19 protein-coding genes are annotated in these 23,290 nt (G+C 66.5%); 11 read left to right on the plus strand and 8 right to left on the minus strand.

Translation table 11 applies throughout. The annotated features are described in order from the left end of the window. Positions 1 to 134: 134 nt before the first annotated feature. The 4 genes from A6723_RS08325 to A6723_RS08340 are packed head-to-tail and all read left to right on the plus strand — an operon-like array spanning position 135 to position 4,355. Positions 135 to 410 carry a PepSY domain-containing protein gene (locus A6723_RS08325; RefSeq protein WP_054907125.1) on the plus strand — a complete coding sequence of 92 codons (276 nt, stop codon included), beginning with the start codon at positions 135 to 137 and terminating at the stop codon, positions 408 to 410. Then, positions 407 to 1,684 carry an exo-alpha-sialidase gene (locus A6723_RS08330; protein WP_054907126.1) on the plus strand — a complete coding sequence of 426 codons (1,278 nt, stop codon included), beginning with the start codon at positions 407 to 409 and terminating at the stop codon, positions 1,682 to 1,684. Before A6723_RS08325 ends, A6723_RS08330 begins: the two co-directional genes overlap by 4 nt. Next, the gene (locus A6723_RS08335) at positions 1,681 to 2,322 is read left to right on the plus strand and encodes a hypothetical protein (RefSeq protein ID WP_054907127.1); all 642 of its coding nucleotides are present in this window, start codon (positions 1,681 to 1,683) and stop codon (positions 2,320 to 2,322) included. Before A6723_RS08330 ends, A6723_RS08335 begins: the two co-directional genes overlap by 4 nt. After that, positions 2,319 to 4,355, plus strand: coding sequence for an LTA synthase family protein (locus A6723_RS08340; protein WP_054907128.1), 2,037 nt, complete (start codon positions 2,319 to 2,321; stop codon positions 4,353 to 4,355). The genes A6723_RS08335 and A6723_RS08340 overlap by 4 nt, the downstream gene beginning before the upstream one ends. 141 nt (positions 4,356 to 4,496) lie before the next feature. On the opposite strand, the gene mntP is transcribed toward A6723_RS08340, so the two are convergent. After that, positions 4,497 to 5,066, minus strand: a complete 570-nt coding sequence (gene mntP, locus A6723_RS08345) for a manganese efflux pump MntP (RefSeq protein WP_054907129.1) — start codon at positions 5,064 to 5,066, stop codon at positions 4,497 to 4,499. Positions 5,067 to 5,600: 534 nt separating this feature from the next. Between mntP and A6723_RS08350 the strand changes: the two genes are divergently transcribed. From A6723_RS08350 to A6723_RS08360, 3 genes are all read left to right on the plus strand, one after another. Further along, positions 5,601 to 5,816 carry a hypothetical protein gene (locus tag A6723_RS08350; protein ID WP_054907130.1) on the plus strand — a complete coding sequence of 72 codons (216 nt, stop codon included), beginning with the start codon at positions 5,601 to 5,603 and terminating at the stop codon, positions 5,814 to 5,816. Positions 5,817 to 6,373: 557 nt separating this feature from the next. Further along, entirely contained in the window at positions 6,374 to 7,879 is a 1,506-nt protein-coding gene (locus A6723_RS08355; protein ID WP_054907131.1) for an APC family permease, read from the plus strand. 117 nt (positions 7,880 to 7,996) lie between these two features. Beyond that, positions 7,997 to 9,178 (plus strand): iron-containing alcohol dehydrogenase, encoded by a 1,182-nt coding sequence (locus A6723_RS08360; protein WP_054907132.1) that lies wholly within the window; start codon positions 7,997 to 7,999, stop codon positions 9,176 to 9,178. Positions 9,179 to 9,181: 3 nt separating this feature from the next. On the opposite strand, the gene A6723_RS08365 is transcribed toward A6723_RS08360, so the two are convergent. Continuing rightward, positions 9,182 to 10,081: a LysR family transcriptional regulator gene (locus A6723_RS08365; protein WP_054907133.1), complete on the minus strand. Its 900-nt coding sequence runs from the start codon at positions 10,079 to 10,081 to the stop codon at positions 9,182 to 9,184. Between the two features lie 130 nt (positions 10,082 to 10,211). Between A6723_RS08365 and A6723_RS08370 the strand changes: the two genes are divergently transcribed. Then, the gene (locus A6723_RS08370; protein ID WP_054907134.1) at positions 10,212 to 10,697 is read left to right on the plus strand and encodes a GFA family protein; all 486 of its coding nucleotides are present in this window, start codon (positions 10,212 to 10,214) and stop codon (positions 10,695 to 10,697) included. Positions 10,698 to 10,727: 30 nt separating this feature from the next. On the opposite strand, the gene A6723_RS08375 is transcribed toward A6723_RS08370, so the two are convergent. Together A6723_RS08375 and A6723_RS08385 are read right to left on the minus strand one after the other, a co-directional pair. Next, positions 10,728 to 15,938 carry an autotransporter domain-containing protein gene (locus A6723_RS08375; RefSeq protein WP_082450507.1) on the minus strand — a complete coding sequence of 1,737 codons (5,211 nt, stop codon included), beginning with the start codon at positions 15,936 to 15,938 and terminating at the stop codon, positions 10,728 to 10,730. Positions 15,939 to 16,300: 362 nt separating this feature from the next. Continuing rightward, positions 16,301 to 16,516: a DUF1127 domain-containing protein gene (locus A6723_RS08385; RefSeq protein ID WP_054907136.1), complete on the minus strand. Its 216-nt coding sequence runs from the start codon at positions 16,514 to 16,516 to the stop codon at positions 16,301 to 16,303. A 105-nt stretch (positions 16,517 to 16,621) separates the two neighbouring features. On the opposite strand from A6723_RS08385, the gene A6723_RS08390 reads away from it, so the two are divergent. Continuing rightward, entirely contained in the window at positions 16,622 to 18,130 is a 1,509-nt protein-coding gene (locus tag A6723_RS08390; RefSeq protein ID WP_054907137.1) for a winged helix-turn-helix domain-containing tetratricopeptide repeat protein, read from the plus strand. 42 nt (positions 18,131 to 18,172) lie between these two features. Here A6723_RS08390 and dmpG read toward each other — a convergent pair whose 3' ends face one another. From dmpG to A6723_RS08410, 4 genes are read right to left on the minus strand one after another with little or no spacing between them, the layout of a single operon-like run. Beyond that, positions 18,173 to 19,207, minus strand: coding sequence for a 4-hydroxy-2-oxovalerate aldolase (dmpG, locus tag A6723_RS08395; protein WP_054907138.1), 1,035 nt, complete (start codon positions 19,205 to 19,207; stop codon positions 18,173 to 18,175). A gap of 11 nt (positions 19,208 to 19,218) precedes the next feature. After that, positions 19,219 to 20,127, minus strand: a complete 909-nt coding sequence (locus tag A6723_RS08400; RefSeq protein WP_054907139.1) for an acetaldehyde dehydrogenase (acetylating) — start codon at positions 20,125 to 20,127, stop codon at positions 19,219 to 19,221. A 9-nt stretch (positions 20,128 to 20,136) separates the two neighbouring features. Further along, positions 20,137 to 20,928, minus strand: a complete 792-nt coding sequence (locus tag A6723_RS08405) for a fumarylacetoacetate hydrolase family protein (RefSeq protein ID WP_054907140.1) — start codon at positions 20,926 to 20,928, stop codon at positions 20,137 to 20,139. Beyond that, a complete protein-coding gene (locus tag A6723_RS08410; protein WP_054907141.1) occupies positions 20,925 to 21,752 on the minus strand; it encodes an alpha/beta fold hydrolase in 828 nt (275 codons plus the stop codon). Before A6723_RS08410 ends, A6723_RS08405 begins: the two co-directional genes overlap by 4 nt. 276 nt (positions 21,753 to 22,028) lie before the next feature. On the opposite strand from A6723_RS08410, the gene A6723_RS08415 reads away from it, so the two are divergent. Both A6723_RS08415 and A6723_RS08420 read left to right on the plus strand, forming a co-directional pair. Further along, positions 22,029 to 22,799, plus strand: coding sequence for an SDR family oxidoreductase (locus A6723_RS08415; protein WP_054907142.1), 771 nt, complete (start codon positions 22,029 to 22,031; stop codon positions 22,797 to 22,799). Between the two features lie 4 nt (positions 22,800 to 22,803). After that, positions 22,804 to 23,277: an SRPBCC family protein gene (locus A6723_RS08420; protein ID WP_054907143.1), complete on the plus strand. Its 474-nt coding sequence runs from the start codon at positions 22,804 to 22,806 to the stop codon at positions 23,275 to 23,277. The last annotated feature ends 13 nt before the right edge of the window (positions 23,278 to 23,290 follow it).

The raw sequence follows: 23,290 nt of genomic DNA on the forward strand, positions 1-23,290 counted from the left end.
CGCTAGGCTCGCCGGAAAGCAGCCGGAGAAGGCCTTCAAAGAACATCAAAAAGCAATGTAACTGCTTGTTATGTTTAACAATTAATTCACATTTCGGTTTCTAACTTGGCGCCTTCGACTGATCGGACAAGCCCATGTGGAAGCTCACGATATTCCTTGCGGCGCTGGGCAGCGCCAACCTCGCCTTCGCCGACGCCCAATGCACCCGCGCCGACAGATCCACCTGGCAGCTGGAGTCGATCTTCCGTTCGGCCATGAAGCAGCAGGGCTATCGCATCACCAAGTTCCGCGTGACGCCGGGCAACTGCTACGAGATCTACGCCTTCGACCGCAGCAGCGACCGGGTCGAGTTGTATTTCCATCCCGTGACCTTCGCCCTGGTGAAGGCTGAACCGGTACTCCGGCGATGAAGGCAGCCGCCCTCAAACCTGTGCTGGGCCTGCTGGTCGTCGCCGTCTTCGGCTTCGCCTGGTACCAGGCGCCATCCTTCGAGGTGGCCGACTTCGCCGCCAGCGCCAATGCGCCCGCTGCGGCCCAAGCGCCGGTTCTGACCCGACGCTTCGCCTCCTCCGATACCCGCGACTTCGTGCATTCCGCCTCGCTCGCCACATTGCCGGGCGGGGCGCTGATGGCGGTATGGTTCGCCGGCACCCGCGAAGGCTCAGCCGATGTGCAGATCCGTGCCGCGCAGTTCGATGCGCGCGCCCGGCAATGGTTGCCCGAGCGCGTGCTGGCCACGCGGATCGGCACCGAACAGGCGGTGCAGAAGAACATCCGCAAGCTCGGCAACCCGGTCATCGCCCTGTCGCCGGACAACCGCCTCTGGCTGTTCTACGTTTCCGTCTCGGTTGGCGGCTGGGCCGGCAGCGCGATCAACGCCATGCACTCGGACGACCTGGGGCTGACCTGGAGCCAGCCGCGCCAACTGGTCACCACGCCCTTCCTCAACCTCAGCACCCTGGTACGCGGCGCGCCGGTGTTCCACCGCGACGGCTCCATCGGCCTGCCGGTGTACCACGAGTTCATGGGCAAGTTCGCCGAGTACCTCTACCTGAACCGCGACGGCGAGGTGCTCGACAAATTCCGCATCAGCAAGGGCAAGCACTCGCTGCAACCCACCGTGGTGGCGCAGGACGGTCGGCAGGCCATCGCCCTGCTGCGCTATGCGGGCGAAGAGCACCACCGCGTGCTCGCCAGCCGCACCACGGATGCCGGGCGAACCTGGAGCGAGCCGCAGCCGGTGGAGCCGAGCAACCCCAATTCGTCATTGGCCGCCGTGGGCCGCGCCAACGACCACCTGCTGGTGGCGATGAACGACCTGGAGGACGGCCGCTTCCGCCTCACGCTCTACGAAACCGACACGCAACTGCGCAACTGGAGGCTGGTCTCGCAGATCGACGAGTCTCCCGACCCCTGGGGCGACCCGGTGGCGCCGGAAGTCTTCCGCGCCCTGATCGGGGAAACCTGGGACGCCGTGGGCGCGCCGCAGCGGCCGGCGCTGGAGCAGAACTTCCTCGCCAGCGTCAGCCAGCGCATGTGCGAATCCGGCCAGTGCCGATTCGAGTACGAGTACCCCTACTTCGCCCGTGATGCGGCCGGTGTCTACCACCTGGTCTATTCGTGGAACGACACCTTCATCAAGCACGTCAGCTTCACCGACGCCTGGGTCGAGGGCAAAAAATGATGTTCGGTCTCTGGCAGGCGCACCTCGCGCTCGCTCTCTTCCTGTTCCTGCTGACGGCCCCCTTGGGCACGGCGCCGCGCTGGCAAGCACTGAGGCTCGCGCTTGCCGTCGGGCTGACCTTCGTCCCCGTCGACGGCCTGTCACTGGCCATGGTGGTGCGCAGCTTCACCCATGACCTGTCCACCAGCCTGCTGGTGCTGCTGGCGGGCTTCACCCTGATGCGCTTCGGCGTTGTGACCATCCGTGCCAGGCACCAGCGCGACCTGCTGCTGGCCATGTCGATACTGGCGCTGGTGCTCTACCCGGCGTCCCTGGGCCTGAGCTATCTCGACCCGTTCCGCTGGGGCTACGAGCCCGGCTGGCTGCTGCTGGCGATGGCGCTGCTGACCCTTGGCTTCCTTCTCACGGGCAATGGCCTAGGCGCGGCGACGCTGCTGATCGCAACGCTGGCCTACGCATTGCGAGGCGACGGTTCCGGCAACTACTGGAACTACCTGATCGACCCGTTGCTGGCGCTCTACGCCTGGCTCTTCTGCCTCAACTGCGCGGTGCGCGCCGCTATACGCCGGCTGCGAGCATTGCGCCCCAGTGCTGGCAGCGCTCGCCACACCAGGGATCTGGCCGAGGTCGATCGATGAGTTGGATTCACTCCAGGCGCCTGCATTATCTGGCCGCCGTCGTTGCCGTACTGTTCGCGCTGTTTGCCCTGCTGCGCGGGGTTTTCCTGGTCGGGTTCTCCGGTCTTTCCTGGCCGGCCCTGATAGAGAACGAGGACGTTGCCCGAACCCTTGGAATCGGCCTGCGCTTCGACCTGCGCCTGGCGCTGCTGGTCACCCTGCCGCTGATGCTGCTGGCCTGGCTGCCACGCCTGAACCTCTTGGGCAGTCGCGCTACGCGCTACCTCGCCCGCGCCTACCTGGCGTTTGTCGTGGGCTTGCTGTTGCTGGTGTACATCGTCGATTTCGGCCACTACGCCTACCTGGGCGTGCGCATCAACGCCACGGTGCTGCGCTTCATCGAAGATGCGCAGATCTCCACCGGCATGGTCTGGCAAACCTACCCGGTGGTGACTATCGGCCTCGGCTGGCTGGCGCTCCTGACGCTGACGGTCGCCGCACTCTGGCAAGTGGAGCGCAGGACACTGCAACGCCCGGCCACGCCGATTTCGCGCTGGTCCGTCGCCGCCGGCTCCGCGGTGGTGACGGTGCTGGTGTTCCTCGGCCTGCTCGGCCGGGTCGACAACCTCAACCTGGAGAACCCGGTGCCGCTGCGCTGGAGCGACGCCTTCTACAGCGGCGATGCGCAGATCTCGGCGCTCGGGCTGAACCCGGTGATCTTCCTCTACGACACCCTGCGCGTCGATGCCGTCGCCTTCGACGAAGACCAGGCGCGCCAGCATTACCCGCTGATGGCGAACTACCTGGGCATCCAGGCCGCCGACGCACAGGCCCTGGACTACCGCCGGCAACAGCCGGCGCAACCCACGGCACTGGCCGCCGGGCGCCAGCCCAACGTGGTATTCGTCATGCTGGAGTCCCTGGGCACCAGCGCCGTCGGCGCCTACGGCAATCCGCTCGATCCAACGCCAAACCTCGATCGGATCGCCCGTGAAGGCTGGTTCTTCCGTCATTTCTACGTACCGGTGACCGGCACCGCGAAGACCGTCTGGGCCAGCATCACCGGGGTACCCGACGTGACCCGCGAACAGACCGCCACGCGCAACCCGCTGATCTCGCGCCAGCACAGCCTGATCAACGCGCTGGACGGCTACGAGAAGTTCTACATGATCGGCGGCAACGCTGGCTGGGCGAACATCAATGCGCTGATCCAGCGCAGCATCGACGGCGTGCAGCTCTACGAAGAGCGCCACTGGCAATCGCCGCTGGTGGACGTCTGGGGCATTTCCGACCTGGATTTCTTCAGGGAAGGCACCGCGGTACTGCGCCAACTGCCCGAGGGCCAGCCGTTCTTCGCCTACCTGCAGACTTCCGGTAACCACCGGCCCTTCACCATCCCGCGGGACAACGACGGCTTCCAGCCCCTCGATCTGCCGCTGGAGAAGGTCCAGGCCGCCGGCTCGCGCAGCCTGGAGCAGTTCAACGCGGTGCGCCTGCTGGACTTCAACATCGGCAAGCTGCTGGAAATGGCCGAGCGCGACGGCTACCTCGACAATACGATCTTCGTGTTCTTCGGCGACCACAACACCCGCATCAGCCAGATACCGCACATGGCCCCAGGCTTCGAGCAACTGGGCCTGGAGAGCAACAACGTGCCGCTGATGATCTACGCACCGGGCCTGCTGAAACCGCGCGTATTCGACGAGGCGGTGGGCCTGGCGGACCTGCTGCCCACGGTGCTCGGGCTGCTCGGCAAGCCCTATGTCAACGGCGGCATGGGCCGCGACCTGCAGCAGGTCGCGGCGGAAGGCGAACGCGTGGTACCGCTGGTGCTACGCGAAGGCACCTTCCCGATCATCGGCGGCGTGACCCGGCGCTTCCTCCTGCAGATGCAGCACGACGGCAGCTCACCAACGCTGCACGACATCTACTCGCCGACGCCCATGGAAAACGTCGCGCCGCAACACCCGGAGGAATTCCAGCGCCTCACCGCGCTGACCCGCGCCATGCACGAGACCTCGCGGGTGATGCTGTACCGCAACGTGCGCGAGTGAAGCCGAACGGCAAGACGCAGGGCGGATCACGCTGCGCATTATTCGCCCTGCGTACAGGTGTATGTGAGGGTTCAACGTGATGAAAAAAGGGCCGCTTCATGCGGCCCTTTTTCTTGCAGGCGAAAAGCTGGGATCGTCGATTCAGACCGACGACAGGTGCTCATAGAGAATGGTGGCACCGACCAGCATCAGCACTACACCGCCAATGATCTCGGCGCGCTTGCCGACCACGGCGCCGAGCACCCGGCCGAGCATGGTGCCGATGGTCACCATGGTCATGGTGGCGAGGCCGATGGCAGCGGCGGCGACCCAGATGTTCACATCGACGAAGGCCAGGCCCACACCGACCGCCAGGGCGTCGATGCTGGTGGCCACGGCGGTCACTGCCAGTACCCAGAAGGAATGCTGCGAGGGCTTCTCCTCCTCGGCTTCATCATCGTGGCGCACGCCGTTGTAGATCATGTGCAGGCCCAGCACGAGCAAGAGGCCGAAGGCGATCCAGTGGTCCCACTCGGTGACGTAGCTGCTGGCGGCCTGGCCGAGGAACCAGCCGATCAGCGGGGTGATGGCTTCGATCACGCCGAAGATCAAACCCGTGCGCAATGCTTCGACGAGACGCGGCTTGTGCAGGCTCGAGCCCTTGCCGATGGCGGCGGCGAAGGCGTCGGTGGACATGGCGAAGGCCAGGAAGATGAGCGAGATGGGATTCACGGATAACTCCAGCCGGGCACGAGACAACGACAAGACACTGCGAGCCCGGCGTGAGCGCAGTCATGTCGTTGGTCTCGCCAATCCGGACGGATGCACTGGCCACGGCAGGTTGCCGATCATGTTGACCAGGGCGACTTCACGCGGGTGGTGAAGCCAGGCTACTCCCCAAAGAGGCGGCGATCTTAACAGGAGTTCGTGAAGAAAGCGTCACCTCGGTCGGGCGAACGTGCGCCTCGCAACCTGCCGTTACTCATTAGCCGAACGGCATGAATTCGTAAGCCAGGCTTCATGATCGATGGTTAATTGATCAGCCCCTGCGCCAACCGAAGCCCCTTAAAATTCGGCTGTATGCCGCTGCGCATGCGGCTTTCCGCTCAGCCGCCAATCTTCGGTGTGCGCACTGCCTCGCCGACCGATCAGCGATTCGATCATTTCCAGCAGTTTTCCTCATGGGTTCATCCGCCACCCCGTCAGTAGACTGTGGCCACTCGCGAGCAATCACCTGTCAGAAGTCCACTACCCGAGAATCCCTTCATGAAACTGCTCACTGCCAGTGCCCTCACCCTTGCCGCCCTGCTCGCCAGCCAGGCATCCATGGCCGAAGAATCCGCCCTGATGACCAACCGCCTGACCGAGGCCAACTACCAGGCCCTGCAGGCCGCTCGCGCCAAGGCCGACGCCGAGCAGCAGACCGCGCAGAACGCCCAGCCGGACACCGAGAAAAAGGCCGGGCAGGACAAGCACTGCTGATAGCGCTGCACACCGGGAGCGCGCCGTCGCTCCCGGTTCCTCCCCGGCAAACTCGTCACCTTTTGTAGAACCATGGGGAACGCGTGGGCCTTGCTCGCAAACCGCATCCCCTGACCGACCCCATAAGCCTCTATACCCTGCGCCTGCCGTGAACGCCTTCGTAGGGCGCATAACGCCTGGGCGTTATCCGCCCTACTCGCTGATCCGAGTGGCAGCGCCGTAGAGCGGCTCGTGCATCTTGCAGGCTCCCACCGTATCGACAGCAGCTCTGCTCGCAACAGGGCAATCCGCTGCCCGCCACACCGGTTCCCTGGCATCATTCCGGCAATCCGCCCATAAACATCAGCCTTCATTGATGTCAGCCCAATCAAATATGAATTTTTCCTGATGCGGCAGCGCCCTACTCTGGCCACGCGCTGCACTGACAGCGCCAGCTACTCAGCCGTCCTTTAGAGACGCGGGTTCTCGATAACAACTCCAACTGCCCCGAGGATCTCCCATGCGCCCCGTCATGCCTGGCCGTGAATCCCCTATTTCCCTGAACACCGGAGGCCGGCATGTCTGACCTTCGCAGCCCTGTCGCATCCCACAGCAACGGCGACGAAAGCCTGCTCGCCAGCCACGGCTACCGCCAGGAACTGGACCGCGGGTTGAACCTGTGGTCGTCGTTCTCCGTCGGCTTCGCCACCATTTCCCCGGTCGTCGGCATCTACTCGGTGATGTCCCTGGGCGCCATGAGCGTCGGGCCATCCTGGGTATGGGTCGTGCCCCTGTGCCTGCTCCTGCAACTGACTGTGGCACTGGTGTACGCCGAACTGTCCTCGCAGTTCCCGCTGGCCGGCGGCTGCTACCAGTGGGTACGGCGGCTGATCGGTGACCGCGCGGCCTGGTTCACCGGCTTCCTCTACCTCGCCTCCGCCCTCGCCTCGCTGACCACCGTCGCCTACCTCGGCGGCTTCTGGCTCGGCCTGCTGCTGACCGGCGAGCCGCCGTCGGCCAACGCACAGGTGCTCTGCGGCGCGGCGCTCCTGGCCCTTGGGTTAGCGGTCAACCTGCTGGGCATCAACCCGCTGAAGTACTTCGTCAACGCCGGCATCTTCGCCGAGGCCATCGCCTCCATCGGCATCGGCGTGCTGTTGCTGCTGTTCTTCCGCAACCACTCCTTCGAGATGCTGTTCAGCAGCCTGAATGCCCTGGAAGTCTCCGGCGGCACCTACTGGAGCGGTTTCCTTACCGCGCTGGCCGTGGGCGGCTGGGCCTTCCTCGGCTTCGATGCCTGCTCGCAGATTTCCGAGGAAACCACCGACGCCCGCGTCTCCACGCCCCGCGCCATCCTGCGTTCGATGCTGGTGGTCGGGCTGACGGTGATGCTCACCGCCTTCGCCGTCACCCTGTCGTACAAGGACCCGGCCGCCGTGGTCAGCGGGCAGATCATCGACCCGGTAACCCCGGCCGTGGTGGACGCCTTCGGCGCCTGGGCCGAGCAGCCGTTCGTGGCCATCGTGCTGGTCGCCTTCGTCGCCTGCGTGGTCTCGGTGCAGACCTACATCGGCCGCGCCATCTTCGGCATGGCCCGCGATGAAATCCTTCCCGGCTCCGCCCTGCTGCGCCGCGTCGACAAGCGCAAGGTACCGATGGCCGCGATGGTCTGCAGCACCCTGCTGGCCAGCCTGGGCCTGGCCCTGGGGCTGAACGCCACGGCGGTCGGCACGCTGATCGCCTTCGGCAGCGGCGGCTTCTTCTTCGTCTTCCTGATCGTCGCCGCCAGCGCGCTGTACGCACGCCTGACCGGCCGCTGGGACCCGGACAAGGGCGCGCTGAGGCTCGGTCGCAAGGGCCTGCTGGTCAACGTCATCGCCGTGGTCTGGCTGGTGTTCGAGGCGATCAACGTGGCCTGGCCGCGGGAGATGCTCGCCCCGCCCGGCGCGCCCTGGTTCCAGGTCTGGGCGGTGGTCGTGGTGTTCTCCGCTCTCGCCCTGTTCGGCCTGGCCTACCTGTTCATCGCCAAGCCGCACCGCCGCATCGCCACTAGCCTGAGCTTCGCCGGCCGCGCCGTCGGCTGAGCGCTCACCTGAACGTCTGGCGCCGGGCCTGTCCGGCGCCCCGTTTCCCACATCCTCCCGCCGCTGGCTTTGCACGAGCCGGCACGGGCAGGCCATGCCTGAAATCCGGAGCTTGTCATGTCCACCCTGAACTACTGGAACTACCCCACGGAAATCCTCTGCGGCGTCGGCGCCCTCGATCAGTTGGCCGAACGCTGCCGCCTGGCCGGCATGCGCAAGCCGCTGCTGGTCACCGACCCCGGCATGCTCGAACTGCCGCCGCTGCACGAAGTGCGGCGCCGTCTGGAAACGGCCGGCATCGACTACGCGCTGTTCCACGGTTTCTCCAGCAACCCCGCGCTGGAAGAAGTCAGCGCCGGCGCCGTCGTTCTGGCCGACGGCGGCCACGACTCGCTGATCGCCCTGGGCGGCGGCAGCGCACTGGACGCAGCCAAGGGCATCGCCCTGCTCAGCCGCGATGCGAACGGCCTGCACAATTTCGAATGGTCGCAACTGATCGAACGCTACCCGACCCTGGGTGATCACCCCGCCCTCGATCTGCCGCCGCTGATCGCCATTCCCACTACCGCCGGCACCGGCTCCGAACTGGGCCGCGAGGCGGTGCTGACCGATACCGCGCGCGGCATCAAGATAGTCGTCGGCCACCGCGAGTTGCTGGCCCGCTCGGTGATTCTCGACCCGGTACTGACCGTCGGCCTGCCGAAGTCGCTCACCGCCGCCACCGGCATGGACGCCCTGACCCATCACCTGGAGTCGCTGTTCTCGCCGCTCTACCACCCGATGTCCGCCGGCGTCGCCATCGAAGGCGTACGCCTGGTGAAGGAGCACCTGCAACGCGCCGTGCACAACGGCACCGACCTCGCCGCGCGCGAAGGCATGCTGGTGGCTTCGGCCAGTGCGGCAGTCGCCTTCCAGAAGGGGCTCGGCGGTGTGCACGCGCTGGCCCACCCACTGGGTGCCAAGCACCACAAGCACCACGGCCTGCTCAACGCCGTGCTGCTGCCGTACCTGCTGGTGGCCAACCGCCCGGCCATCGAAGCCGACGCCACGCGTCTGGCGCGCTACCTCGAACTGCCGGAAGCGAGCTTCGACGGCCTGCTGGGCTGGGTGCTGGAACTGCGTTCGGCGGTGGGCATTCCGCATACGCTCAGGGAGCTGGGCCTGGACGGCGAAGATGCGCAGTGGGTCGGCGAACAGGCGGTGGCGGATATCTCCTCCTCCGAGACCAATGCCCTGCCGCTGCAGGCCGAGGACTACTCGCGCATCTACCTCAACGCGGTCAACGGCGTGCTCGCCTGAGGGCTAGCCGAGGCCGTGCACGCTCAGCAGGTCCTCGATGAAGGCACGGGCGGCCTCGCTGCGCGGCCGCCCGGCGTAGGTGATCATGCTGTGGGTCACCTCGTAGCAGAGCTGCTCCGGCAGCAGTGGCTTCATCCGCCCGCGCTCGACCCAGATGTTCGCGTAGTGGGTCGGTAGATAGCCCAAGTGCGTGCCGGCCAGCACCGAATGCGCCACCGCCTCCATGTGATGCGCGGTGGCGCTGCTGCGTTCGGGGCGGAACGGCAATTCCTGGTCCGCCGGCAGGAAGCCATGGCGCACCCAGTTGTACTCGGCGATCTGCTCCAGTGTCGGCTCGTGCGCCGCGAACAGCGGGTGGCGCTCGCCGCAGAACACGCCGATCTCTTCCGTGTACAGCGGCAGGTAATCCAGAGTCGGGCGCGCGCGGCTGAAGTAGGAAATAGCCAGGTCCAACTGGCCGTCGATCACCGCCAGCTCCAACTCGGTGGGCGAATTCACGTAGAGGTTCAGCTGCACGTCCTGCTCGCGACCGTGGAAGGCCGCCAGGGTCTCGTCGAAGCGCGCCTGCGGCAGGGTCGTGACGTTGTCCGCCAGCCCCAGGTACAGCTCGCCCACCAGCTTGCCCGAGAGCGCCTGCGCCTGGTCGCGGAACAGGCCGATGGCGTCGAACATCGCCTGGGACGCCTCGAGAATCCGCTGCCCTTTCGCGGTCAGGCGGAAGCCGCCCTTGCCACGTTCGCACAGCCGATAGCCCAGGCGCTTCTCCAGGCTGCCGATGTGCATGCTGATGTTCGACTGGCTCATGTTCAGCTCGGCCTGCGCCGCGGTGAAGCCGCCGCACTTCACCACGGAGGCGAAGATGCGCAGCAGGCGCAGATCGAGGTCGGTGAAATTCCTGAGCATGGGCAGCGTCCGTCGCTGGGCGGGCGGCTAGTCTACTGCACGGGGCACGGCCAGTCCCGCTGGTGCGATCCGATGGAATCCCTGGCGCGCCCGCGAGTCCCTGCTCAGGTAGTCCTGATGGAGAAAAGCCATGCTGCTCGAAGGTTCCTGCCACTGTGGCGCCGTGCACTTCAGCCTGCACAGTGCCCATCCCTACCCTTACCAGCGCTGCTACTGCTCGATCTGCCGCAAGACCCAGGGCGGCGGCGGTTACGCGATCAACCTCGGTGGCGACTCCGCCAGCCTCAAAGTGCGCGGGCGCAAGCACATCAGCATCTACCACGCGAAGCTCCGCGAGGAAGGCCAGCGCACGCGTACCAGTGGCGCCGAACGGCACTTCTGCAGCCTGTGCGGCAGCGGCCTGTGGCTGTACGACGCGCGATGGCCGGAACTGATCCACCCCTTCGCCTCCGCCATCGACACCCCGCTGCCCGTGCCACCTGAACACACCCACCTGCTGCTGCGCTCGAAGGCGAGCTGGGTCGAAGTGCAGGCCACGTCGCATGACCTGCAATTCGACGATTACCCGCAGGAGTCCATCGCCCAGTGGCACCAGCGGCTTGGTTTGGAGCGGTAACCGGGGCGCGCTGCCGCGCCCCGGCATGACTCAGAAGGCGATGCTGAGCCCCAGTCGCGCCGCATTGTCGCGGCTACCGTCGCCGGTCTGGCCGGAATAGCCCAGCTCGACACTGGCCTGCGGCGCCAGTTGCAGGCTGACGCCGACACGCCCCACTGCAGTATTGCGTGCCAGCGGGACACCCGTGACGGTGAAGCTGCCGTAGTCGCCGAGGGTCATCCGGCTCTCGTCCTCCGGCACATCCAGCGCGTGCTGCCAGGCCAGGCTGGTGGTCAGCGCCAACGGGCGATCGAACAACATGCCGAGCGGTGCCTTGGCACGCAGGCCCAGGCTGGTGTAGTCGACCCGATCGGTTTCGCTGCCACCGTGCAGCGCGGCTTCGCCACCATGCTCGTTGAAGCTGTCGCTGTGTACCTCGACATGGGCGATGCCCGCAAAGGGTTCCAGCTCCAGCTCGGCGAGCTGCAGGCGGTAGCCCAGCTCGCCAAACACTTGCGTGGTATCAGCGTCGTAGCTGGCCTTGAGCTTCTGCTGCTGGCTGCCCACCGTCACATCGCGACGGGTGTCCAGATCGTTCCAGGTGCGCGCCACGCCCAGGCGCAAGCCAAGGGCATCCCACTGGCCGCCGAGATAGGCCGCAAGGGTGGTGCTGGAGACGTCGGCCGAGGAGCTCCGCGCATCGACGTCCAGGTCAGCCGTGCCGTAGCCTGTGGCCAGGCCCACGCGCCAGGTGTCGTTCAGCGCCAGGTCCGCGCCAACCAGCATGCCCTGGCTGTTGCGGTCCAGGCTGGCGGCACCGCCGGTGCCGTCGCTGTCACTGGCCCCGCCGTAGCCCTTGATCCAGACGTCCAGAGCGCTGCCGGCGCCGCCCTGGCGTACCTCATAGAGACGGTCGGTGAGCGCCTCGCGCACCTGACGACTGTCGTCGAACAACGCCGTCCGCGCGCTGGCATGCATTTCACCGGACAGGCTGTCGTAGGCACGCTGCGCCTGCTCGACGCTGAGCCCGGACATCTCGCTCCAGAGCGCCTTGCCAACAGCAGGGTCGATGACCCCGGCCACCGCCCGCTGGTTGCCCGTTCGAGCCACGGAAACGAAGGTGGTGTCGTTGCGCTCCATCACCAGAGTGACGCCAGTGGCCGAGTACTGCAGCGATGCATCGAGGAATGCCAGGTTACTGGTGACATTGGCGAAAGTACCCTGCAACGCGGCCGCCTGGATGATGGCGTAGCTGGAGCTGGGCTTCCAGGTACCGGGCTCGGCCAGGACGCTGAGGTTCGCACCGTTCAGAGCGACGGTACCGGTGGACACCAGGCGGTCGGTGCTGCCGTCCGGGGCGTTCTCGATCTCCAGGGTCGAGCCGGCGCCCAAGGTCACATCGCCATCCACAGTCAGCGTGCCGATGGAGTTGCCCGGCGCCAATTTCGCACCATTGGCGAGGGTGACGTTGCCGTCGATGACGCCATGGCCACCGAGCGTAGCGCCACCGGCGACATCCACGTTGCTGGTCAAGCGCGCAGTGGAGCCCACGCTCCCGCCGACGACCAGACGCCCGTCTTCCACCTGGGTGCCGCCGCCGACACTGGAGTCGCTCTCCAGCACCAGGGCACCGGCTCCGTGCTTGACCAGGCTGCCGCTGCCGGACATGGCATTGGCGAAGCTGGCGTTGCTGGCCTGATCCAGGATCAGCCGTGCATTGTTGGTGATGACGCCGCTGCCGAAGCTCTCGACCGAGCCGGTGAGCGTCCCCGCGCTGATCAGTGTGCCGCCGCTGTAGCTGTTGCTGCCCAGAGTCAGGTTGCCGGCGCCGGTCTTGGTCAGCGAGCCCGTGCCGGATATCGCGTTGGCCAGAGTGGCGTCACGGGCCTGGTCAAGCACGAGCGTCGCGTTGTCGACGATCGCGCCGCTGCCGAAGCTGCCGGCCGAGCCGCTGAGCGTGCCCGCGCTCACCAGCGTGCCACCGGTGTAGCTGTTATTGCCGCCCAGCACCAGGGTGCCGTCGCCGAGCTTGGTCAGTGCGCCGCCGCCGGAAAGCACCTGCCCGAGGGTGAAGGTGTTATCGGCATCAGCGATGTCCAGACCACCACCGGCCGCCCCGAACACGACGTCGCGCGCCGTGCTCTGGAAACCGTTGCCGGTGATGCGCAAGGTGCCACCCTCGAAGTCGAGATTGGCGGAGGACGCGCCGAGGTTGGCGTCGCTGGAAACCGACAGCGTACCCAGGCTCAGACGCGTGCTCTGCTTGTAGTTGTTAGTGCCAGTGAGCACCAGAGTGCCCAGCCCGGTCTTGTCGATACCAGCGCCGAACAGCGAATTGTCGATAGAAGCTGCCCAGCCGCTCGACACCTGACTGCCGTCGCCGACCCGCACTTCGCCCAGGGCGCCCGGCGTGGTGCCGGTCAGCACCAGGTTGTCGCCGACCAGGTGATAGCCGTCGCTGGCGAACTGAATGCCCTGCGCCGCGATGGCGCCATTGCTGTTATCGACGGTCACCGTGCCGGCCGCACCGCCGAAGATGGAGAACGCGTCGTTGGGGTTGCGCCACGCGGTGGTGCTACCCGTGGCGTCCGTCCAGTTCGCACCGGCCTGCGACCAGACGCCGGTGCCACCGCCCATCTGCGATGCGCTGGCAAGGCCATCGGCGTTCCAGAAGTTGAGCGAGAGGCTGCCCGAATTGATCAGGTTGATCTGCTTGGCGTCACTCAGGATCTGCAGGGTCGGCCCCGACGGTGGAAGGAGGCCGCCGCTGCTCATGGTCAGTGCGCCGCCCCAGTCGAACAGCCGGTAGACGCCCGGGCCATAGCCCCCCGCATTGCTCAGGTTCAACTGGGCGCCCTGCAGATTCAGGTCACCGGTCACCGAGACGCTGTGGCTGGCCCCTGGCGTCGAGAATCCACCCGAGGCACCCAGGCTGAAGTCCGCCTGGCTGCCTTGGCGCAGGGTCAGGTCGCCGTCGATGGTGAACACCCCGACCGGGGCACCCGAAGCGAGATGCCCGCCCGAGGCCACATCGACATTGCCGGCCACGGTGCCAAAGCCACCCAGCGACGCGCCGCTGGAAACCGAGACCGGGCCTTCGACACGCGCCGACGCATGGCTGCTGTCACCGACCAGCAAGCTGCCACCGGTAATCTGCGTGCCGCCGGTGTAGGTATTGCTGCCATTGAGGGTCAAGGTGCCGCTGCCCACCTTGTTCAACTGCCCGCCCGCACCACTGATGACACCCGCGTAATTGCCTGATGCCAGGGACAGGCTACTGGTGCCCAGCCTGACTGCGCTGCCAGTGCCGCCAACCAACGACCCCAGGGATTGGCCAGGCTGCGACGACAGGTTCAGCGTGGCGCCGGTATTCACCTCGGCCATCAGGCTCGGGTTACTGATCGTATTAAGGGCCAGCGTTCCGCCGTTGACGGTGAGGCTACCGGCCAGATAGTTGCCGATGAGCGTCAGCTCGCCCGATCCCTGCTTCAGCAACTGCCCCGGCCCGGAGATATCCCCCAGATAAGTCGTGGAAACGTTGCTATCGACGGTCAGTGCGCTCGTGCCCAGCAAGATAGAGCCGCCAACGCCACTCAGCGCTGCCACCGTCTGAGGGCCGCCCAGGCCCAGGTCCAGTACGGTTCCGCTGCTCAGGCTAAGGGCCCCACTCGACAGTCCGCCAGGGCGAACTACCAATGTACCGGCGGCAACTCTGGTGGCACCGCTGCTGGTATTGTTGCCACTGAGTGTCAAGGTGCCGGTGCCGGACTTGACCAACGCTCCCGTGCCGGACATTGCGCCGGAATAGGTGCCATTGGAAGACTGGTTGAAGGTCACGGTGCCGCTGTTGACGAGGTTGCCTCTGATGCTGTTCGTGTTGCCTACCAGGGTCGAGCTGGCGCCGACCTGGATATTGCCGGAAAGGGAGCTGTTCACCCCATTCAGGGAGACCACCGGAGCTGTGATATTCAGGCCACCCGTACCGCCGATACTGCCGTTGAGGGTGTAGTTGTTGGGCCCGGCCAGCGTCAGCCCGCCCAGGCCCAGATTGAATGGGTTGCTCATCGTCACAGCACCCAGAGAACTGATCAACGTGCCGCCCTTGGCCTGGATGTCACCCAGCCCCATCTCGGTGCCGGTCGCCAGGATCACTGCGCCGCCATTGAGCTCGACCGACGCCCCTGGCACCAGCGGGCTGCCGGTCAGGGTCCAGGTGCCGCTGTTGACCTGCAGAGAATGGAAATTCAGGTAGGTATCGCCTGAAGCCGCACCCGAACCCGCCGTTCCGGACCCGGTCCCGAGCGAAGGCAGGACGTTCTGCAGCACCAGGGTATTGTCGTAGCCAACCCCGTCGACCGTGCCGGCCTTGGCAAAGCTCAAGTCGCTCATGCCAGCCACCGGCATGGTATCCGCTGTGCTGCCTCCGGCAGTGATCGACGAGCCCGTCACGGCGGTGAAGGTATTGTGGCCGCCGGCGCCCAGAGAGACGCTACCGGCGATGGTTCCGGCGTTGGTGAAGTGGTTGCCGAAGCCAAGGATGGAGGGGGACTGCAGTGCGACGCGGCCGGAGATGGTCGCACCCGCGGTGTTGACGAAGTCCACTGCGCTGCCGCCGACGATGGCAATCGCCGCCATATCCCCGGCCGCCTGCGGCACGCCAGCAATCGAACGGGCGGCAATCGTTCCCGTATTGACCACCTGGGTTGTACCACCCATGCCATTCTGCACGAGCATTGCCAGGCCGCTCAGCGTGTTCGTCGAGACGCCCTCCTGGCCCCGTGCTCCCGCAATGCTCCCGAAGTTGCTGATGCTGACGTTACTTCCGTTGGCGTTACCCACGACCAATCCCGACGACTGGATAGCGATGGGCCCCAGCACGCTCGGATCGATAACGCCGTGGTTCGTCAACGTCACAAAACTGCCCGTCAGCTGCAGCGCGGTGCCGCCGCTGCCTAACAAGACGCCCAACTCGCCTCCCGCCGCCACAGTGACATCAAGGCTGTCCGCAATGTTGCTGTAATAGGGAACCAGCGGGTTGGCTGCGCCGCTACAGCTCACCGTGACCGGGGAGTTCTGCGTGCAACCCGCCTGCACCGCCGTGCTCAACCCCGAAAGGGTGAACAGCGCCGCCCCGCAGATAGCAATCCGTGCCGCCACCCCGCCCACCGACGAACGCCCGCCGCGGGACTGCGTCGCCAGCTCCGAAGCGGCCTGCCAGGCGCCCAGCCGACGGTTCCATACCAGCCGATAGATGTGATTCAAGACCTGCTCCTCAAGGTAAACGGCGCTCCGGGTTCTGTGACCCGGTGGCCAGCACGGAACGGACAGCCGTGACCTTCATCGCCGCGATGGCGGCGCAGGAGTCGAGATGCGGAAAAGCACGCAGGAAAATGCATCGCACCCTCCCTGGTGTGGCGCATCGCAGAGTCACGCTTGTCGTCCTTGTTATGGGTGATGGGTGATGCACCACTCGGCCTGGAACCGGCGCTCGAACGGCAAGGCATGGCCCCGCCGAGCATGCGACACCCTGACGCAGTGGTGACCGATGGGCCGCGAGGGTAGCAGACTGCCACTAATTTGTAGGAAAAATCTTGCACTACCGTTCAGGAAAATTGCGTCAGCCCTCACGCCCGCCAGAAAGGTTTCGCGATCTCCAGTACCACCTGGCGCCGCGTCAGGCCGATGTCCTCGATCAGGTGCGGATTGGCCCTGGCCATCACGGCGAGTTGCTGGCGAAGCTGGGCGCGGGCCTGCCAGAGCGCCAGCAGTTCGAGCACGGCCGACGGGCTGAAGTGCCGCGGCGGAGCTTCCGACAGCAGCAGGCGGGGAGTATCGTTCATGACAGCCTCCATGGACTCGGACCTCATGGGTCAAGCATGGAGAGCGCCCGGCAAGCCGTCCTTAAGTGGCGCCAAACACTTCCAAAAACTTGCAAAGGGGGCGGCATGCAGCAATCGCGTCTGGCTTTCGGTCCCTTCGTGCTCGATGGCGCCAATGGCACGCTCAAGCGCAACGACGTTCCCGTGGCCATCGGATCCCGTGCGCTGAACCTGTTGAGCGCCCTGCTCCAGCGGCCGGGTGAAATCCTCGGCAAGGCCGAGCTGATGGACGCCGCCTGGCAGGGCCTGGTGGTCGAGGAAGGCAACCTCACGGTGCAGATCGCCCAGCTGCGCAAGGTGCTGGGCGAGCACCCCGACGGCAGCCCCTGGATCACCACGGTGCCCCGCGTCGGCTACCGCTTCAGCGCAAGCGTGGAGCGCCTGGCCGAGGCGCCGCGTGCGTCGCTGTCGTTGCCGGATGAGCCTTCGATTGCCGTGCTGCCCTTCGTCAACGGCAGCCCCGACGCCGAGCAGGAGTATTTCGTCGATGGCCTGACCGAGGACCTGACCACCGAGCTGTCGAGGGTTTCCGGCCTGTTCGTGATCGCCCGCACCTCGGCATTCGCCTACAAGGGCAAGGCCATGGACGTGCGCGAGATCGCCCGCCAACTGGGCGTGCGCTACCTGCTCCAGGGCAGCGCACGCCGCGCCGATGCCCGTGTGCGGATCAACGCCCAGCTGGTGGATGCGCTCAGTGGCGAGCAGCTCTGGGCAGAGCGCTTCAACCGCGAACTGGAGGCCGTCTTCGCCGTGCAGGACGAGGTCGCCGGGCACATCGTCCAGGCCCTGCTCGGCCATCTGCGCACACCCCTGCCGCGCAATCGCCCGAGGAACATCGAGGCCTACGAACTGTGCGTACGCGCCCGCCAGCTGATGGACGACTCGCCGCTGGCCGCGCGCGAAGCACACCTGATGCTCAGCCGTGCCATCGCCCTCGATCCGCAGTACGCGGAAGCGCGCCGCTGGCTGGCGATGAACCACTGGATGGGCTGGATACACAGCGGCGGCCCCACCCAGGCTGAGCGCGACACGGCACTGCAGCGGGCGCGCGAAGCCGTGGCCATCGCCCCCAATGACGCCGGCTGCCGCTGGAGCCTGGCCTACCTGCTGACGTATGAACGGCAGTACGCCGAAGCCGACCGGGAGTTCCAGCGCGCCATCGAGCTCGACCCGAACGATGCGGACGCCTGGGCGGCGCTGTCCGACGTCACGGTACTGGCCGGGCGCATCGACGAAGGCCTGGAGCACATCCGCCGGGCCTTTCGCCTCAACCCCTTCCCCGCCGGCTGGTACTACCTGACCCTCGGCCAGGCGCAGTACGCCGCGCGCGATTACCAGGGCGCCATCCAGACCCTGCGCCACGACGAAACCTACCGCAGCAGCTCGCGGCGCTTCCTCGCCGCCAGCCTCGCGCAACTCGGCCGGCTGGACGAGGCTCGCGCGGAAACCGAATTCTTCCTGGTGGGCAATCCGAACTTCACCATCCGCCACTGGGTGGAGACCGAACCCCTGCGTGACGCGGTAGTGCGCGAGCACTTCGTCGAAGGCTTCCGCAAGGCGGGCCTGCCCGACTGAGCACTGCGCCGACTGCGCACAAGGCAGCCGGCGCGGTTCCACTCAGGTCGGCAACAGCCCGGCCTTGGCCGCCATGGTCAGGGCCAGGTCCTCGATCATGTCTTCCTGGCCGCCCACGGTGCCGCGCCGCCCCAGTTCCACCAGCAAGTCGCGGGCGGAAATCGCATAGCGGGCCTCGGCGCGCTTGGCGAACAGCAGGAAGGAGCTGTACACGCCGGCGTAACCCAGGGTCAGCGCGTCGCGGTCGAGGCGGATCGGCTGGTCCATCATCGGCACCACGCGGTCCTCGGCGACATCCATGATGCCGTACAGGTCGACACCGCAATCCACCCCCATGCGCTTGAGCACCGCGACGAAGACTTCCAGCGGCGTGTTGCCGGCGCCGGCACCCAGGCCGGCCACCGAGCCGTCGATGCGAGCGGCACCGGCCTCGATGGCGGCCAGGGAGTTGGCGATGGCCATGCCCAGGTTGTGGTGGCCATGGAAGCCGACCTCGGTCTGCGGCTTCAGCTCGGCGCGCAGCAGGCCGATCTTCTGGCTGACCTCCGCCGGTAGCATGTAGCCGGCCGAATCGGTGCAGTAGATGCAGTTGGCGCCGAAGCTCTCCATCAGCCGCGCCTGTTCCAGCAGCTGCTCGGCACTGACCATGTGCGCCATCATCAGGAAGCCGACGGTATCCAGCCCCATCTCGCGGGACATGCCGATGTGCTGCTCGGAAACGTCCGCCTCGGTGCAATGGGTCGCCACGCGGATGGTGGACACACCGCAGCCATGCGCCATCTTCAGGTGCTCGACGGTGCCGATGCCCGGCAGCAGCAGCGCCGAGACCTTGGCCTGCTTGAGCCTGGGAATCACCGCCTCGAAGTACTCGCGGTCGGTGTGGGCCGGGAAGCCGTAGTTCACCGAGGCGCCGCCCAGGCCGTCGCCGTGGGTGATCTCGATCAGCGGCACGCCGGCCTCGTCGAGGCCGGTGGCCACGCAAACCATCTGCTCCAGGCTGATCTGGTGGCGCTTGGCGTGCATGCCATCGCGCAGGCTCATGTCGTGCAGGCGGACCTTCTTACCTTGCAGGTTCATGGTGATTCTCCTCAGCGGGACGGCAGTTGCAGGGCGCCCTGGTGGGCTTGTTCGGCGAACATCTCGGCGGTGCGCAGGCCGGCGGCGGTCATGATGTCGAGGTTGCCGGCGGACTTGGGCAGGTAGTCGCCCAGGCCTTCCACCTCCAGGTACACCGAGACGCGGTTACCCTCGAACACCGGGCCGTTGATCAGCTTGTAGCCCGGCACGTAGCGCTGCACCTCGCGGATCATCTCGTGCACCGAGCTGCGGATTGCCGCCTGGTCCGGCGTGCCGGCGGTCAGGCAATGGATGGTGTCGCGCATCATCAGCGGCGGCTCGGCGGGGTTGATGACGATGATCGCCTTGCCCTGTTTCGCCCCGCCGACCTGCTCGATCGCGCCGGAGGTGGTGCGGGTGAATTCGTCGATGTTCTTGCGCGTGCCCGGCCCGACCGAGCGCGACGAAACGGTGGCGACAATCTCGGCATAGTCCACCGGCTGCACCCGTGAGACCGCCGCCACCATGGGAATCGTGGCCTGGCCGCCGCAGGTGACCATGTTGACGTTCATCGCCAGGTTGCCGGCATGCTCGGCGAGGTTCACCGGCGGCACGCAGAACGGCCCGATGGCCGCCGGCGTGAGGTCGACCATGATCACGCCGAGGGCGTTCAGCTTGCGGCTGTTCTCGGCATGTACATAGGCCGAAGTGGCATCGAAGGCGATGCGGATGTCGTCGTCCAGTACGTGCGGCAGCAGGCCGTCGACGCCCTCGGAAGTGGTCTTCAGGCCGAACTCGCGGGCACGCGCCAGGCCATCCGAAGACGGGTCGACGCCGACCATCCACACCGGTTCGATCCACTCGGACCGGCGCATCTTCATCAGCAGATCGGTGCCGATGTTGCCGGGGCCGATGATCGCGGCCCGTAGTTTCTTGCTCATGGATGACTCCTATGCACGGAAGGACACCCGGGCGCTGCCCAGGCCGTCGATATCCAGTTCGAAATGGTCGCCGGCCCGCGCCGGCTCCAGGGGCACCAGCGAGCCGGAGAGGATGATTTCGCCCGCCTTGAAGGGGATGCCGAAGGCGCCCAGGGTGTTGGCCAGCCAGGCCACGGCAGTGAGCGGGTTGCCCTGCACCGCCGAACCCAGGCCCTCGCTGATCGGCATGCCGTTCTTGCGCACGCGCATGCGCAGGTTGGGCAGGTCCAGCTCGCGCGGGTCGCGCTCCACCTCGCCGAGGACGAACACGCCGCAGGAAGCGTTGTCGGCCACGGTGTCCTGGATGCGGATCTTCCAGTCGTGGATGCGCGAATCGACGATCTCGAAGCAGGCCATCACGCATTCGCTGGCCGCCAGCACATCGGCCTCGGTCACGCCGGGGCCCTTCAGGTCATGCTTGAGGCGGAAGGCGATCTCGCCCTCCGCGCGGGGCTGGATCAGGCGGTTTTCCGCGAGCGAGATATCGGCACCATTGGCAAACCACATCCGGCGGGTGATGAAACCGAAGTCCGGCTGGTGCACGTCGAGCATGCGCTGCACGGCTGCGGAGGTGACGCCGATCTTCTTGCCCACCAGCTCGTCGCCGTCAGCCAGGCGGCGTTGCAGCATGTGCTGGGAGATGCGGTAGGCATCCTCGATACCGATATCGGCCCAGCGCTCGGTCAGCGGCGCCAGGGTGCGGCCCTCCATGAGCGCGGCGTAGAGTTCATCGGCGTGCTGACGCTGGAGTAGCTCGCTCATACCGCGTCCTCCGCGAGGAAGGCCAGCACTTCGCGATTGAACAGCGCACGGTGCTCCACCATCACCCAGTGCCCGCACTCGCTGAGCAGCACGAAGCGGATGTTGCGGCACGCCTGCATCAGCGTCTGCGCGCCGCTGGCCGGGCAGAACTTGTCGTTCATGCCCCAGAAACCGAGGATCGGGCAGCTCAGCTCGGCCAACTGTGCCGACAGGTTCGGCACCTGCATGCGGGTCAGCACGCAGCGCGGCTGCTCCTTCACCACGGCAACGCGCTCGTTCACCGTTTCATCGCTGATCTGCGCGGCATCGAAGAGCTGCAGCGAGAGCAGGCGACGCATGCCGGCGGCGTCGTTCAGCTCGCCGTTGGCGAAGGCCGCGCCCATCTTCTGGATGCCCTCCATCTGCAGGTAGTACTGCTCCTTCTCCATCAGGCCGCCGGGCGCCATCAGCACCAGGCGGGTGATGCGCTGCGGCTGCAGCAAGGCCATGCGGATGGCGATGGCACCGCCCAGGGAGTTGCCCACCAGGGTGCAGCGCGGGATGTCCAGCGCGTCGAGCAGGCCGAACAGGGCATCGACGAAGAAATCCAGGGTGTAGTCGGTTTCCGGCTTGTCGCTGGCGCCGTAGCCCGGCAGGTCCGGCACCAGCACGCGATGGCCAGCCACGACGAACTCCGGGTAGTTCTGCTTGAAGTTGCTGTGGCCGCTGGCGCCGGGGCCGCTGCCGTGGATGAACAGCACGGCGTCGCCGTTGCCGCTGTCCAGGTAATGCAGTCGGAGTCCGTCGTTGAGGGTGACGAAGTGTCCTTGCGGCAAGGCAGCCATGGCATCGCTCCAGGGGGAATGTGCCGGGATTATTTCGGCGCCCTGGCCGGTGCCACATCGTCCGAGAGGACTACGGGTGGTTTCGTGCGCAGGCTCGCCCTTCGTGGGATGGGTCACTGGCACCAGCCCCTGGAACCAAACGGCTCTTCGCAGGAGCGAGCTTGCTCGCGAAAGGCGCTATCCAGCGACACCTCGCTGACCGCCCTAGTCCCTTCGGACGTGGGCGCGCGGGGCCGCCGCGCCTAGGCTGCAAGCCTTCCCCACAGAGGCACGGACATGACGAGAGCTTTGGATTTCAGCGGCCAGGTGGTGCTGGTCACCGGCGGTGGCAAGGGTGTCGGCCGGGGCATCAGCCAGCGTTTCCTGGAACAGGGCGCCGAGGTGGTGATCTGCGGCCGCGAGGCGCCCGAGCAACTGCCCAGCCACGAAGGGCGTGAAGCCTGGTTCATCCCCTGCGACGTGCGCGATTTCGAGCAACTGCAGGCACTGATGTCCGCCATCGACGAACGCTATGGCCGCCTGGACGTGCTGATCAACAACGCCGGCGGCGCGCCGTACGCCGATGCCGCCGACGCTTCACCGCGCTTCTCCGAGGCCATCGTCCGGCTCAACCTGCTGGCGCCGCTCAATCTCTGCCAACTGGCCAACCAGCGCATGCAGCAGCAGGCCGACGGGGGCAGCATCATCAACATCTGCAGCGTCAGCGCCACCCGCCCTTCCCCTGGCACCGCCGCCTATGGCGCAGCCAAGGCCGGGCTGCTCAACCTGGGCCGCTCGCTGGCGGTGGAATGGGCGCCGAAGGTGCGCGTCAACGCGCTGATCGGCGGGCTGATCCGCACCGAGCAGAGCCACCTGCACTACGGCGACGAAGCTGGCCTGCAACGCGTCGCCAGCACCGTTCCGCTGGGGCGACTGGCCGAGCCGGGTGATATCGGCGACGCCTGCCTGTATCTTGCTTCACCGCTGGCGGCCTATGTCAGCGGCGCCGAGATTGCCTTGCACGGCGGCGGCGAGCGCCCCGCCTTCCTCGAAGCGGCCCAGGGATGACGCCATGCTCAGTGCCCGACACGAACTGATTCTCGACCTGCCCCACGCCGCCGCCTGGGCGCGCCTGCGCGACCTCAGCCTGGCGCCGCACTATGTGCCCGGCCTGACCGGCTGCGACTTCCACCCCGGCCCGCGCGAAGGCCTCGGCGCCAGCCGGCGGGTGCACATGAAGCGCGGCTTCCTCGACGAAAGCGTGGTCGACTGGCACGAAGGCCAGGGCCTGGTGCTGCGCCTGCATCGCGCCGAGCAGGGGCCGCCCTTCCCGTTTCGCCAGGCCAGCTTCCGCTACGCACTGCTTCCCGAGGGAGACGCGCGCACCCGACTGGTCCTGAGCCTGGACGGCGACCTGCGCGGCGGGCGCCTGGGTGAATGGCTGCTGGCCGGCGCGCTGCGGCGGACCGTGGCGAAGATCGCGGTGAACCTGAAAGCCTTCTACGAAACCGGCAAGACGCAGAACGCCAGCTTCAGCGGCCGATAAACCGCCCCTGTAG

The sequence above is a fragment of the Pseudomonas sp. AU11447 genome (genome assembly GCF_001672555.2).
In the GTDB taxonomy this organism is placed as follows: domain Bacteria; phylum Pseudomonadota; class Gammaproteobacteria; order Pseudomonadales; family Pseudomonadaceae; genus Pseudomonas; species Pseudomonas nitroreducens.

Bases quoted from the DNA above. Each gene is read 5' to 3' on its own strand.
- A6723_RS08410 (WP_054907141.1), bottom strand. From the start codon at position 21,752: ATGGCTGCCTTGCCGCAAGGACACTTCGTCACCCTCAACGACGGACTC.
- A6723_RS08420 (WP_054907143.1), top strand. From the start codon at position 22,804: ATGCTCAGTGCCCGACACGAACTGATTCTCGACCTGCCCCACGCCGCC.
- A6723_RS08390 (WP_054907137.1), top strand. From the start codon at position 16,622: ATGCAGCAATCGCGTCTGGCTTTCGGTCCCTTCGTGCTCGATGGCGCC.
- A6723_RS08360 (WP_054907132.1), top strand. From the start codon at position 7,997: ATGTCCACCCTGAACTACTGGAACTACCCCACGGAAATCCTCTGCGGC.
- A6723_RS08355 (WP_054907131.1), top strand. From the start codon at position 6,374: ATGTCTGACCTTCGCAGCCCTGTCGCATCCCACAGCAACGGCGACGAA.
- A6723_RS08335 (WP_054907127.1), top strand. From the start codon at position 1,681: ATGATGTTCGGTCTCTGGCAGGCGCACCTCGCGCTCGCTCTCTTCCTG.
- A6723_RS08405 (WP_054907140.1), bottom strand. From the start codon at position 20,928: ATGAGCGAGCTACTCCAGCGTCAGCACGCCGATGAACTCTACGCCGCG.
- A6723_RS08365 (WP_054907133.1), bottom strand. From the start codon at position 10,081: ATGCTCAGGAATTTCACCGACCTCGATCTGCGCCTGCTGCGCATCTTC.
- A6723_RS08415 (WP_054907142.1), top strand. From the start codon at position 22,029: ATGACGAGAGCTTTGGATTTCAGCGGCCAGGTGGTGCTGGTCACCGGC.
- A6723_RS08325 (WP_054907125.1), top strand. From the start codon at position 135: ATGTGGAAGCTCACGATATTCCTTGCGGCGCTGGGCAGCGCCAACCTC.
- A6723_RS08330 (WP_054907126.1), top strand. From the start codon at position 407: ATGAAGGCAGCCGCCCTCAAACCTGTGCTGGGCCTGCTGGTCGTCGCC.
- A6723_RS08350 (WP_054907130.1), top strand. From the start codon at position 5,601: ATGAAACTGCTCACTGCCAGTGCCCTCACCCTTGCCGCCCTGCTCGCC.
- dmpG (WP_054907138.1), bottom strand. From the start codon at position 19,207: ATGAACCTGCAAGGTAAGAAGGTCCGCCTGCACGACATGAGCCTGCGC.
- A6723_RS08340 (WP_054907128.1), top strand. From the start codon at position 2,319: ATGAGTTGGATTCACTCCAGGCGCCTGCATTATCTGGCCGCCGTCGTT.
- A6723_RS08385 (WP_054907136.1), bottom strand. From the start codon at position 16,516: ATGAACGATACTCCCCGCCTGCTGCTGTCGGAAGCTCCGCCGCGGCAC.
- A6723_RS08400 (WP_054907139.1), bottom strand. From the start codon at position 20,127: ATGAGCAAGAAACTACGGGCCGCGATCATCGGCCCCGGCAACATCGGC.
- A6723_RS08370 (WP_054907134.1), top strand. From the start codon at position 10,212: ATGCTGCTCGAAGGTTCCTGCCACTGTGGCGCCGTGCACTTCAGCCTG.